Below are 12,648 nucleotides of genomic sequence, written 5' to 3' on the forward strand. Positions count from 1 at the left end.
CCGCTCAGATGTCGTGGGGGGGCGTCTTCACCAGAAGGAGCGAGCAGGGCAGCTTGCCCAGGAGGTCGCGGGCGGTGTCGCGCACGGTGGCGGTGCCGCGCCAGAAGGGGTGGGCCATCACGAGCAGGTCGTAGCCGCCCGTCTCGGCTTCCTTGAGGATCTCCTCGCGCACCACGCCGTTGGCCAGTTTGACCTCCAGGGGCAGGTCGCCCGCGCGGGCGCGCAGTTCGGCCGCCAGGCGCTCGGAGTCCTTGATGTCCTCCTGGCCTGCGTATTCGATGTAGGCCCCGCGCACGGTGGAGCCCGAGAGCCAGTCGTGCCCGGTGTAGTCGCTCCAGTTGCCGTCGAGCACGAACAGGGCCGTGAGGGCCGCGCCGCGTTCGCGGCACAGCCTCACGGCCTCGTCCATGGCCTGGGTGGATTCGTCCAGGGCCAGGAGCACGCGCATTACGGCAGGGTCCCCTTCACGTGCTCCACCACCAGCAGCGCGTTGCCGCGCTTCATGGAGTCGCCGGGCTTCTTCTTGAGCTCCAGCACCTTGCCGGGGGTCTTGGACTTGAAGGTCTCCTTGGCCACGGTCTCCTGGACCTCGCCCTGCACGTACTTCTTCTTCTTCACTTCGTAGACGTAGAGGGGCTGGCCTTCTGAGATGGTGTCGCCCACGGCGACCTTCATCTCCAGGAGCTTGCCCTCGGCCGGGGCGTTGATGGACACCTTGCTCAGGAAGAAGGCCATGTAGACCAGGACGAACACCACCACCAGGGCGGCGAAGGCGCACGCGCCCAGGTCCTCGTGCCGGTCGGTCTTGAAGACGGTGAGTTTCTGTTTCTTCTCTGCGGCGGACATGTGCGGTCCCTCCCTAGAAAGGCGCGTCTTTGGAGATGAAGTAGAGGGTCATGAAGAGGGCAAGGACGTACTTTGTGGTGCCGGCGACCAGGCCCACGATGAGCGGCTTGCCGCCCGCGGCCTTGATCTCGCCGAAGTCGATGTACGCGCCCAGGCCCACCATGCCGATGCCGAAGATCCACTGCATCAGGGTGCGCAGGAGGTGCGAGGTCTCGGAGCCTTCCTGGCCCAGGAGGCCGAGGGAGGACAGGACCGTCATGCCGACGAAGCCCAGCACGAAGATGGGGAACTTGGACTTGAGGATCTCCAGAAGGCTGATGTTCTGCCCGCCGGCCTCTTCCTTGTTGCCGCTCCAGTACCAGACGGTGATCACGAACACCACGAAGGGGATGATGATCACGCGCATCACGTTCCACAGCTCGCCGTAGGCCACGGCGGTGCCGGGGGCCACGATGGGGTTGAAGGCCAGGCAGGAAGCCAGCACCTGGCCGGAGTTCAGGATGCCCGTGCCCACCCAGACGCCGTACTGGTAGTCGGAGAATTTCAGGAGGTTGCCCAGGAAGGGGGAGATGAACATGGTCATCACGCCGAAGCCCAGGATGGTGGCGATGGCCAGGGCCACCTCGGCGGGCTTGGCCTTCACGCCGGGGCTGGTGGCCACGGCGGCGGAGACGCCGCACACGCCGCAGGCCGCGCCCATGACGCCCACCAGGGAGCGGTCCATCTTGAGGATCTTGCCCAGCCACATCACGAAGATCACCGTGCCGAACACGAAGGCCGAGATGAGCAGCGCCGCCTGGAGGCCCAGCTTGGCCAGGCCGCCCAGGGTGTAGATGGAGCCCAGCATGATGACGCCGGTCTTGATGAACAGGCGCGTGGTGCGGAATCCGTCGGCCGCCCAGCTGGGGATGGTGCCCTTGAACAGCACGTTGCGGTAGAGCACGCCCATGATGATGGAGATGATGATGTAGTTGAGGTTCAGCACCCGCCCGAAAAACTCCGGGAAGCCGAACACGGTGAAGGGTTTGAGCCAACCCTCGAGCCACTGGGCGAAGAGGAACGTGGCGATCATCAGCGCCAGTCCGGGTACGATGGCCAGGAGCGCGCCGGCCCCGCGTTTGTCTTCCATTTCCTACGACTCCTTATTTGACGATGAGAACGTTGACGTCGGCAAGCTCGGCCACCCTCGAGGACACCGAGCCCAGGAGGAGCCTGGCTGCCCCGTGCCTGCCCACGCTGCCAATCACGATGAGATCCGCGCCGGTCTCCCGGGCGGCTTCGACGATCTGCTCCGGGGGGCGCCCGGCGCGCACCAGCACCTGGGCCTCGATCCCCTTGGCCTTGAGCGATTGCGCGGCCTTGCGCGCCCGGGCCTCCGCCTCGGCGGAGAGGGAGCGCGCCACCAGGGAGCACTCCTCGGGGGAAAGCTCCTCCGAGCCCATGCACACGTCCGGGGCCACTGTGACGATGGTGATGCCGCCCGAAAATTTCGAGGCGATCCTGGCCGCCTCTTCCAGCGCCTTGCCCGCCTGGGGCGAACCGTCGTGGGCCACGAGCACCTGCATCGTTATCCCTCCTTGCACCGTGTTGCGGAACGTCGCGCCGATTTTGCCGCGCCGGTCTTTTTGGCGTGGGGCGGCGCGCTGCATCAGCCGGGAGCCGGTGAGGCCAACCCCGCATTAGCACGAGACGTGCCAGCAGAGTGGCGAATAGGAAAGTCAGTTATTCCGGTGGTTATTCTTGGTACAGAGCACGGGAACCGCCAACGGCCGGGCTGTGGACGCCAACGCGCGTTAGCACCTGCCGCGCGCTGGCGTTTGATTTGACAGAAACGTTAAGATTGATCTTCGTCCGAGTTGTTCCTACAATCTGGTGGCGGATGGAGGCAGTGTGGGGCCCCATCCCGGGGAGAAGCGATGACGGGCGGGCAGACTTTCGATGCAGAGAACTTCCTGAGCCTCTTCGAGGAGGTTCCCGTGGCCGTGTGCCTTATCGACGCGGCCGACAGAGCCCTGAAGGTGAACAAGGCCTTCGAGCGCCTTTTCGGCTACCGCCGTGAGGAGATCGAGGGCCGTCCGCTGCTGGGGCTGGTGATCCCCCTCGGCCGCGAGAACGAGGTGGCCACCCTGGCCGAGGGCGTCCGCCGGGGGGGCAAGGGCCGCCTGGAGACCACCCGCAGGCGCAGCGACGGCAGCCACGTGCAGGTGGCCGTAACGCTCTTTCCGGCCTCCGGGCGCTCCGGCGAGGAGAGGTTCTTCGCCGTCTACAACGACCTCCAGGAACTGCGCGACGCCGAAAAGGACCTGCGCCGCGCCCAGGACAAATACCAGGCCTTTTTCGAGAACGCCGCCGAGGGCATCTTCCAGTCCACGCCCGGGGGCGGCTACATCGTCGTGAACCCTGCCCTGGCGCGCATCTACGGCTACAACTCGCCCGAGGACCTGATGAACTCGCTGCGAGACATCGAGCGCGAACTCTACGCGGACCCCGGGCGTCGCGACGACTTCATCCGCGCCATCACCGCCGCGGGGGAGGTGCGCGACTTCGAGTCGCGCGTGCGCCGCAAGGACGGCTCCGTCATCTGGATCAGCGAGAACGCGCGCGTGGTCCGCCGCCCGGACGGCAGCCTGGACTTCTTCGAAGGCACCGTCACCGACGTCACAGCCCGGCGCGAGGCCGAGGAGGCCCTCAAGGCCAGCAGCGAGCGCTACCGCTCCCTGGTGAAGTCGGCCTCCGACGGCATCCTCACCCTCAAGGACACGGCCGTGGTGAGCACCAACCTGCGCGCCCGCGAACTCTTCGGGTTCGACGAGGACGAAATCCCCGGGCTGTGCCTGGAGAACCTGCTGCCGCCCGTGCAGCCCGACGGACGTCCCTCGGGGCAGGTGGCCCGCGAACTCTTGGACAAGGCCCTGGCCGGAGCGCCCCAGAAGATCGAATGGGTGCACCAGCGCAAGGACGCCGCGTGGTTCCACGCCGAGGTCTCGCTCAACCGCTTCGACGCCCACGGCGAGACCTTCCTCACCGCCGTGGTGCGCGACATCTCGGAGCGCAAGCGCACCGAAGCCGCCCTGGAGCGCGAACGCGCCCACCTGAAGCTGCTCTTCGAGAGCTCCCCGCAGGCCATGGTGCTGCTCAGCCCTGAGGGCCGAGTGCTCAACGTGAACCCCGCCTTCACGCGCCTCTTCGGCTACCCCAGCGCGGACGTGGCGGGCGAGTTCAACCGCAACCTCATCGTGCCCGAACACCTGGCCGCCGAGGCCGCCAGCTTCAACGCCCAGGTGAACGCCGGGCGCTTCGTTTCCAAGGAGACCGTGCGCCGCGCCAAGAACGGCACGCTCATCCCCGTCTCGGTGCTGGGCTACCCCATCGAGCTGGGCGGGCGCATCGAGGGCATCTACTACATCTACGAGGACATCACCGAGCGCAAGAGCTTCGAGGACCAGCTCACCCACCAGGCCTTCCACGACGGGCTCACCGGCCTGCCCAACCGCAACCTCTTCACCGAGCGCCTCAACCGCGCCATGGAACGCTCCAAGCGGCGCATGGGCTACAACTTCGCCGTGCTGCTCCTGGACCTGGACCGCTTCAAGCGCATCAACGACTCCCTGGGACACCTGGCGGGGGACATCCTGCTCAAGGGCATCGCCCGGCGGCTGGAGTCCTGCGTTCGCTCCGTGGACACCGTGGCCCGCCTGGGCGGCGACGAGTTCGCCGTGCTCCTGGAGGAGTTCGCCACCTCCCGCGAGGTGATCGACGTGGCCGACCGCATCCGCCACGTGTTGGACAAGCCCTTCACCATCTCCGGCAACGAGGTCTACTGCGGGGCCAGCATCGGCATCGTGCTCAAGACCCAGGGCTACACCACCGCCGAGGACATCCTGCGCGACTCCGACATCGCCATGTACCGCTCCAAGGAGTCCGGCAAGGACCGCCTGGCCTTCACACGGCGCATGCACGCCCTGGCCGTGGAAAACCTGCGCATGGAGAACGAACTGCGTCAGGGCCTGAAAAACGGCGACCTGACCCTGCACTACCAGCCCATCTACTCCCTGCCCGGACGCGTGCTCCAGGGCTTCGAGGCCCTGGCGCGCTGGAAGCACCCCACCCTGGGCATGATCCCCCCGGCGCGCTTCATCCCCCTGGCCGAGGAGACGGGGCTCATCGAGCCCCTGGGCGAGTGGGCGCTGGCCGAGGCCATGCTGCGCCTGGGCCGCTGGCGGGAGCTGCTGCCCCAGGCCCGCTCGCTCTACATGACGGCCAACATCTCCAGCAAACAGTTCCGCCAGACGGACCTGGTGGAGTCCATCCGCCTCGGCCTTTCGGCCCACCATATCCCACCGCATCTGTTCAAGCTCGAGATCACCGAAAGCGTGATCATGCGCGACGCCAAGACCTCGGGCGACAAGCTGGGCAAGCTCAAGAACCTGGGCGTGCACCTGCTGGTGGACGACTTCGGCACCGGCTACTCCTCCCTCTCCTACCTGCAGCGCTTCCCCATCGACGGGCTCAAGATCGACCGCTCCTTCGTCTCCGGCCAGGGCGACGCCCGCGAGAACCGCGAGATCGTGCGCACCATCGTGTCGCTGGCGCGCAACCTGGAGCTGGACGTGGTGGCCGAGGGCGTGGAGACACGCGAACAGCTGGAGAGCGTGGCGGCCCTGGGCTGCCTCTCCGCCCAGGGCTACCTCTTCTCGCCGCCCGTGGACGCCGCCTCGGCCGAGCGCCTCATCCGCCTGGCCGGGCAGGGGTGAGGTGCGGCGGCTCCCGGAGAGCCGCCCCGGCAGGCTGGCCGACCGGTTCGCGCGCGGCGACGGCGCGGGGCCTTCGCGGGGGCCGCACGCGCGCAGGCAGCCCCGGGCCTCGACGCGGGAGCCGGAAGCGTCTATGACGTGCACACCGGCATCCCGCCGCAGGAGGTTTTCATGTCCGCACGCATCCTGACCATTCTGGCCCTCGCGATCCTCTTCGCCGCACCCGCCCAGGCCGAGGAGCTGGACTGCCTGACCACCGAGTGGAAGCTCCTGGGGGCCAACCACAAGGTGTGCGTCTACGCCTTCGACGACCCCGACGTGCCCTGCGTCACCTGCTACCTGAGCCAGGCCCGCAAGGGCGGGGTGTCCGGGGCCGTGGGCCTGGCGGAAGACCCCTCGGAATTCTCCCTGGAGTGCGTGCAGACCCGCCCCTGCGACATGCCCGACAAGCTGCCCAAGTCTCGCAAGGTGTTCTCCGAGGGCACGTCGCTGCTCTTCAAGGACACCGCCATCACCCGCATCGTGGACCCCAAGCGCAAGACGCTGGTCTACCTGGCCATCAGCCGCAAGGTCATCGACGGTTCGCCCAAGAACGCCATCTCCACGGTGGTGCTGCGCCCGTGAGCCTTCCCGGACCGACCGCCCACCCTGACGGGCGCGGGACGGGACGAGGGACGGCCCCGAGGGCGTCCTATCATACCGCGACGGGAGTGTTTCGTGCGGTTGTCTACGCAATTGCCGACACGGCCTCAGTAAACCGCTCGGACAGGGCGCGCGCCTGCCGCAGGCCTCTGAGCGGACCATTCGTGCCGGGGAGGGGGCGATTCAGTCGCCTGGGGGATCGGTCGTTTCTTTGGAGGAATCAATCCCTACCGAAAGGTGTGGTGTGCGAAGATCTCAACAAAAGAGTCAAACCTTCAAGGGGTTGGCCTGCGTCCCTTTCCAAGTGACGGCAAAAAGACTATCAGGAAACGTTTTTGGTCGCTCAGAGACGGATCAAACGGCCCCAGGCCGTCAACCACCTCAAACGACAGGAGATGATCGCATGAAGAAGTCCCTCGCCCTCCTGGCGGCGCTGGCGCTCGCGGGCCTCATGGCCGTCAACGCCCAGGCCAAGACCCTGAAACTGGCCCTCGACGCCGACCCCCCGCGCCTCGACTACATGAGCCAGCTCTCCGGCAACCTCCTGTCCTACGCCGAATGGGTCTTCGATCCCCTCGTCCGCTGGACCAAGGACATGAAGATCGAGAACCGCCTGGCCGAGAAGATCGAGCAGAAGGACCCCCTGACCCTGCGCGTCACCCTGCGCAAGGGCGTCACCTTCCATTCCGGCAACCCCATGACCGCCGCCGACGTGGTCTGGACCTTCGAGCGCGCCCGCAAGGCCCCGGACTGGAAGGCCCTCTACGACGCCTTCAAGGAAGCCAAGGCCATCGACGACAACACGGTGGAGTTCACCTTCAGCCGTCCCGAGCCCCTGGCGCTGAACCTGCTCACCTACATCTTCCCCATGGATTCCAAGTTCTACTCGGGCAAGGACGCCCAGGGCAAGGACAAGGACCTCATCTCCAAGACCGACCCCGTGTTCGCCAACTCCAACGCCTCCGGCACCGGCCCCTTCAAGGTGGTCTCCTACGAGCCCCAGGTGAAGATGGTGCTCGAGCGCAACACCGCCCACTGGGACAAGAAGACCAAGGGCAACGTCACCCAGGTGATCCTCACCCCCATCAAGAACCCCGGCACCCGCACCGCGGCCCTGCTCTCGGGCGACGTGGACTTCATCAACCCCGTCAACCCCCAGGACCAGGACCTCATCAAGCAGGACAAGAACCTCGCCCTGGTGAACATGGCCTCCACCCGCGTGATCACCATCGGCCTCAACCCCACCGCCCAGCCTGAGTTCAAGGACGTGCGCGTGCGCCAGGCCGTGATCGCCGCCGTGAACAACGCCGGCATCGTGGACAAGATCATGAACAAGCTCACCGTGCCCGCCAACCAGCTCTCGGCCAAGGGCATGTCCGGCTTCAACCCCGACCTCAAGCCCCGCTTCGACCTGGAGAAGGCCAAGAAGCTCATGAAGGAAGCCGGCTTCGAGAAGGGCTTCACCGTCACCATGATCGCCCCCAACAACCGCTACACCAACGACGACAAGATCGCCGAGGCCGTGGCGGGCATGCTGGCCAGGATCAACATCAAGGTCGATCTCAAGACCATGCCCATCGCCCAGTACTGGCCCGAGTTCCAGAAGCGCCAGGCCAGCCTGCAGATGGTCGGCTGGCACCCCGACACCGAGGACTCCGCCAACTTCTTCGAGTTCCTGCTCTTCTGCGAGAACAAGGAAAAGGGCTGGGGCGCCTACTCCGCCGGTTACTGCAACCCCAAACTCGACGAACTGGTCATGAGCGCCTCCACCGAGACCGACCTCAAGAAGCGCAACAAGATCCTTCAGGACGCCGAGAAGATGGCCTACGACGACGGGGCCACCATCACCCTGCACTTCGAACCCCTCTCCTGGGCCGCCAAGAAGAACGTGAAGCTGGACACCTGCATCAACCAGCAGAACTTCCTCTACCTGGGCGACCTGGTCATCGAGTAGACGACGCATCCGCCGCGGGGGCCTTGGGCCCCCGCGTTCTTTCCAGTTCCCGCCCGGGAGCCCGCTCCCGGGCCTGAACTGGGGGGCGCAAGCAAACGCGGCGCTCGTGTTGCGCCCGGCCCTGGACCAGCGGCCCGGGATCGGCTATTGGGCCACCGCGCCGGGGAAACCAACCCTTGGCGGAAGAGTTGAAGACGTTGTGTCCGTTCAGGTCCGCCCTGTCGGGTTCCGCATCCGGCCGGAACCCGACAGGGCGCACGGGAGCGGCCGCCGCCTGGGCTGGGCCGGGCAGGCCGGGCCTTGGGGCGCGCCGCCGCGCCGTAGGCAATCGTTCCAGGTCCCGCGCCGCGCGGGGCCATGCGCCTTCGGGCGCTTTCGTTCGCGCACCGGGCCGCGCCCGGAATCGGTGAGGGAGGTCACACGACGCCATGTTCGCGTTCTTCGTCCGCCGGGCGGGCCAGGCCATGCTGGTCATGGCCATCATCAGCCTGGTCTGCTTCGCCGTGCAGCACAAGATCGGCGACCCCATCCGCGACCTGCTCGGCGAGTCGGTCTCGGAGACGGAGCGCCAGGCCCTGCGCGTGAAGCTGGGCCTCGCCGACCCGCTGCCGCAGCAGTACCTGCGCTTCGTCACCAACGCCCTCAGGGGCGACCTGGGCATCTCCTACATGTTCGGCAAGCCCGCCCTGAGCGTTATCCTCCAGAAGTTCCCGGCCACGGCGGAGCTGGTTTTCTGCGCCGTGCTCTGGGTGCTGGCGCTCTCGCTGCCCCTGGGCATCTACGCGGCCATCCGGCCGCGCAGCGCGCTCACGCGGGTGATCATGGGGGCCTCCATCGTGGGCGTCTCCATCCCGGTGTTCCTCATAGCCATCATCATGATCTGGATCTTCGCCGTGTTCCTGGGCTGGCTGCCCTCCTTCGGGCGGGGCGAGACGGTCACGGTGCTGGGCTTCTGGTCCACGGGCCTGCTCACGTGGGACGGCCTGCGCCACATGGTGCTGCCCTCCATCTCGCTGGCCTCGCTCACGCTGCCGCTCTTCATCCGGCTCATCCGCTCCGAGATGATGGAGGTGCTCCAGAGCGAGTACGTCAAGTTTGCCTTCGCCAAGGGCCTGCCCCTGTGGCGCATCTATCTCGTGCACGCCTTCAAGAACACGCTGCTCCCCGTGATCACCGTGGGCGGCGTGCGCATAGGCACCATGCTCGCCTTCACCATCCTCACGGAGACGGTGTTCCAGTGGCAGGGCATGGGCTTCATCTTCCTCCAGGCCGTGGAGCGCGCGGACACCTCGCTCCTGGTGGCCTATCTGGTGGTGGTGGGGCTCATCTTCGTGGTGGTGAACACCGTGGTGGACCTGGTCTACGGCCTGGTGAACCCCATGGTCCGCGTGGCGGGGAGGAAATAGCGTGACCGTCAGCTGGAAAGCCTTCAAGGATTCGTGGTTTCTCTACCGCTTCCTGCGCGACCCCGTGGCCATGGGCTGCGCCCTGGTGCTCTTCTTCCTGTGCGCCGTGGCCCTGCTGGCGCCCGTGGCGGCCCCCCACGACGTGTACGACGCCATCAACATCGACGTGCTGGACGCCCGCACCCCGCCCGCCTGGACCGCCGAGGGCAGCTCCAACTTCCTCCTGGGCACCGACCAGCAGGGGCGCGACCTCCTCTCGGCCATGATCTACGGCATGCGCACCTCGCTGATCATCGGCCTGGGGGCCACCATGCTCCAGTGCCTGATCGGCGTGGTGCTCGGGCTCACGGCGGGCTACGCCGGGGGCAAGACCGACGCCTTCCTCATGCGCATGGCCGACGTGCAGCTCTCGTTCTCCACTCTCATGGTGGCCATCATCATCTCCGTGCTGGTGGACGTGCTGCTGGGCAGGCACTCCCTGGCCCTGCGCGAGCAGATGGCCGTGCCCATCCTGGTGCTGGTGATCGGCCTGGCCGAGTGGCCCCAGGTGGCGCGCACGGTGCGCGCCTCGGTGCTGGCGGAGAAGCGCAAGGAATACGTGGAGGCCGCCCGCGTGATCGGGCTTTCGCCCCTGCGCATCATGTTCCGCCACATCCTGCCCAACACGCTCTCGCCGGTGCTGGTCATCGCCACGGTGCAGGTGGCCGGGGCCATCATGAGCGAGGCGGCCCTCTCCTTCCTGGGCCTGGGCATGCCGGTGACGCGCCCGTCGCTGGGCTCGCTCATCAAGACGGGCTTCGAGTACATCTTCAGCGGGGCCTGGTGGATCACCGCCTTCCCCGGCGTGCTCCTGGTGGTGCTCATCCTGGTGATCAACCTCCTGGGCGACTGGCTGCGCGACTTCCTCAACCCCAAGCTCTACAAGAAGGGATAGCGGACATGGCGGACCAAACCCTTCTCAAGGTGGAAGACCTGGAGGTCACCTTCGCGCTGCGCGCGGGCGACTACCAGGCGGTCAAGGGAGTGAGCTTCCAGCTGGACCGGGGCGGACGCCTTGGTCTGGTGGGGGAATCCGGCGCGGGCAAGTCCATCACGGGGTTCTCCATCATCAACCTGATAAGCCCCCCGGGGCGCATCAGCGGGGGCCGGGTGCTCTTCGAGGGGCGAGACCTCTCCAAGCTCAGCCCCGAGGCCATGCGCTCCATCCGGGGAGACCGCGTGGCCATGATCTTCCAGGACCCCATGATGACGCTCAACCCCGTGCTCACCGTGGGCCAGCAGATGGTGGAGACCATCCGCGCCCACAGAAGCATCTCCCAGGCCGAGGCCGAGGCCCTGGCCGTGGCCAAGCTGGCCAAGGTGCACATTCCCTCTCCCGAGCGCAGGCTCCGGCAGTATCCCCACGAGTTCTCCGGCGGCATGCGCCAGCGCATCGTCATCGCCATCTCGCTTCTGGCCGACCCGGCCCTGATCATCGCGGACGAGCCCTCCACGGCCCTGGACGTGACCATCCAGGCCGAGATCATGGAATTGCTCCTGGAGCTTTGCGAGTCCGAGCGCATGGGGCTCATCCTCATCAGCCACGACCTGGGCGTGGTGAGCCAGGTGAGCCAGCGCATGGCCATCATGTACGCCGGGCACATCGTGGAGATGGGGCCCACCGAGGCCATCGTGCGCGCGCCGCGACACCCCTACACCCAGGGGCTGCTGGCGGCCCTGCCTGGGCTTCAGTCGCGCCGGGGCAGGCTCAACCAGATCCCCGGGGTGATGCCCGGGCTCACCAACATCCCGCCGGGCTGCCCCTTCCATCCGCGCTGCCAGAGCGCGAAGGACGTGTGCCGCACCGAGCTTCCGGCCCTGATCTCCAGGCGCGACCACGCCGTGGCCTGCCACCTGACCCGCGAGGAGGCCCAAGCATGAGCGCCCTGGTACGCATCGAGAACCTGGAGAAACGCTTCGACATCTCCGGCGGCTTCCTGGAACAGCTGAAGTTCGAGTCCGGCAGGGTGGTGCGCCGACGCACCGTGGTGAAGGCCGTCAACGGCGTGAGCTTCGAGATCGCCAAAGGCGAGACCCTCTCCGTGGTGGGCGAGTCGGGCTGCGGCAAGTCCACCCTGGCCCGGGCCGTGATCGGCCTGCACGCCCCCAGCGCGGGCGAGGTCTGGTTCGACGGCGAGCGCATCGACACCCTCACGCCCAAGGCCATGCGCCCTTACCGCAAACGCATGCAGATGGTCTTTCAGGACCCCTACGCCTCGCTCAACCCCCGGCTCACCGTGCGCTCCATCCTGGAAGAGCCCGTGCGCATGCACTTCCCAGGGCTCTCCGACGCCCAGGTGCGCGAGCGCGTGGCCCAGGTGATGCGCCAGGTGGGCCTGGACCCGGCCTGGGCGGGCAACTACCCCCACGAATTCTCCGGCGGCCAGCGCCAGCGCGTTTCCATCGCCCGCGCCCTGACCGTGGACCCGGACTTCATCGTGGCCGACGAACCCATCTCGGCCCTGGACGTGTCCATCCAGGCCCAGATCCTCAATCTCCTCATGGAGGCCCAGGACGAGCGCGGGCTCACCTACCTCTTCATCAGCCACGATCTCTCGGTGGTGCGCCACATCTCCACCCGCGTGGCCGTGATGTACCTGGGCTGCCTCTGCGAGTTGGCAGGGGCCGACGCCCTCTTCGAGGAGCCGCGCCACCCCTACACGCGGGCGCTGCTCTCGGCCATCCCGCGCCTGGGGGCGGACCCGGCCAAGCGCGTGCGCCTGACCGGGGAGATCCCCTCGCCCATCCACCTGCCCGGCGGCTGCGTGTTCCACGGCCGCTGCCCCAGCGCCCGCGAGCGCTGCCGGATGGACGTGCCCAAGGCCCTGGACGCGGGCGACGGCCGCCTCACCGCCTGCCACGGCGTGGAGGAGGGCTGGGTGTAGCGCGGCTGGCGCGCCCGGCTCGGCAAGCCTTTCAACGCGAAGCCCCCGCGCATCTTGCAAGATGCGCGGGGGCTTCGCCGTTGGGGTAACTCGCGTGCGCGCCCGGGGCAGTCCCGGGCGTC

At 67.2% G+C, this 12,648-nt stretch carries 11 protein-coding genes; 7 read left to right on the forward strand and 4 right to left on the reverse strand.

Annotation, left to right across the window (positions count from 1 at the left end):
- Positions 1–4: 4 nt before the first annotated feature.
- Genes NNJEOMEG_RS05260 through NNJEOMEG_RS05275 form a run of 4 tightly spaced genes read right to left on the reverse strand, consistent with a single transcriptional unit; the run spans position 5 to position 2,411 of the window.
- A complete protein-coding gene (locus NNJEOMEG_RS05260; RefSeq protein WP_173082014.1) occupies positions 5–448 on the reverse strand; it encodes a universal stress protein in 444 nt (147 codons plus the stop codon).
- On the reverse strand, positions 448–846 hold the full coding sequence (locus NNJEOMEG_RS05265) for a biotin/lipoyl-binding protein (RefSeq protein WP_173082015.1): 399 nt from the start codon (positions 844–846) through the stop codon (positions 448–450). Before NNJEOMEG_RS05265 ends, NNJEOMEG_RS05260 begins: the two co-directional genes overlap by 1 nt.
- 13 nt (positions 847–859) lie before the next feature.
- The gene (locus NNJEOMEG_RS05270) at positions 860–1,975 is read right to left on the reverse strand and encodes a YeiH family protein (protein ID WP_173082017.1); all 1,116 of its coding nucleotides are present in this window, start codon (positions 1,973–1,975) and stop codon (positions 860–862) included.
- 13 nt (positions 1,976–1,988) lie between these two features.
- Complete coding sequence (locus NNJEOMEG_RS05275; protein WP_173082019.1) at positions 1,989–2,411, reverse strand: universal stress protein; 423 nt, start codon at positions 2,409–2,411, stop codon at positions 1,989–1,991.
- A gap of 351 nt (positions 2,412–2,762) precedes the next feature.
- Here NNJEOMEG_RS05275 and NNJEOMEG_RS05280 point away from each other — a divergent pair, with 351 nt between their 5' ends.
- From NNJEOMEG_RS05280 to NNJEOMEG_RS05310, 7 genes are all read left to right on the forward strand, one after another.
- Positions 2,763–5,600 carry a bifunctional diguanylate cyclase/phosphodiesterase gene (locus NNJEOMEG_RS05280; RefSeq protein ID WP_173082021.1) on the forward strand — a complete coding sequence of 946 codons (2,838 nt, stop codon included), beginning with the start codon at positions 2,763–2,765 and terminating at the stop codon, positions 5,598–5,600.
- 171 nt (positions 5,601–5,771) lie between these two features.
- Entirely contained in the window at positions 5,772–6,224 is a 453-nt protein-coding gene (locus NNJEOMEG_RS05285) for a CreA family protein (RefSeq protein WP_173082023.1), read from the forward strand.
- Between the two features lie 421 nt (positions 6,225–6,645).
- Positions 6,646–8,196 carry an ABC transporter substrate-binding protein gene (locus NNJEOMEG_RS05290; protein WP_173082025.1) on the forward strand — a complete coding sequence of 517 codons (1,551 nt, stop codon included), beginning with the start codon at positions 6,646–6,648 and terminating at the stop codon, positions 8,194–8,196.
- A 428-nt stretch (positions 8,197–8,624) separates the two neighbouring features.
- Entirely contained in the window at positions 8,625–9,602 is a 978-nt protein-coding gene (locus NNJEOMEG_RS05295; protein WP_173082027.1) for an ABC transporter permease, read from the forward strand.
- 1 nt (position 9,603) lies between these two features.
- Positions 9,604–10,536 (forward strand): ABC transporter permease, encoded by a 933-nt coding sequence (locus NNJEOMEG_RS05300; RefSeq protein WP_173082029.1) that lies wholly within the window; start codon positions 9,604–9,606, stop codon positions 10,534–10,536.
- Between the two features lie 5 nt (positions 10,537–10,541).
- Complete coding sequence (locus NNJEOMEG_RS05305) at positions 10,542–11,522, forward strand: ABC transporter ATP-binding protein (protein WP_173082031.1); 981 nt, start codon at positions 10,542–10,544, stop codon at positions 11,520–11,522.
- Positions 11,519–12,526, forward strand: a complete 1,008-nt coding sequence (locus tag NNJEOMEG_RS05310; protein WP_173082033.1) for an ABC transporter ATP-binding protein — start codon at positions 11,519–11,521, stop codon at positions 12,524–12,526. The genes NNJEOMEG_RS05305 and NNJEOMEG_RS05310 overlap by 4 nt, the downstream gene beginning before the upstream one ends.
- Positions 12,527–12,648: the final 122 nt, after the last annotated feature.

The sequence above is a fragment of the Fundidesulfovibrio magnetotacticus genome, from assembly GCF_013019105.1.
Lineage (GTDB): Bacteria > Desulfobacterota > Desulfovibrionia > Desulfovibrionales > Desulfovibrionaceae > Fundidesulfovibrio > Fundidesulfovibrio magnetotacticus.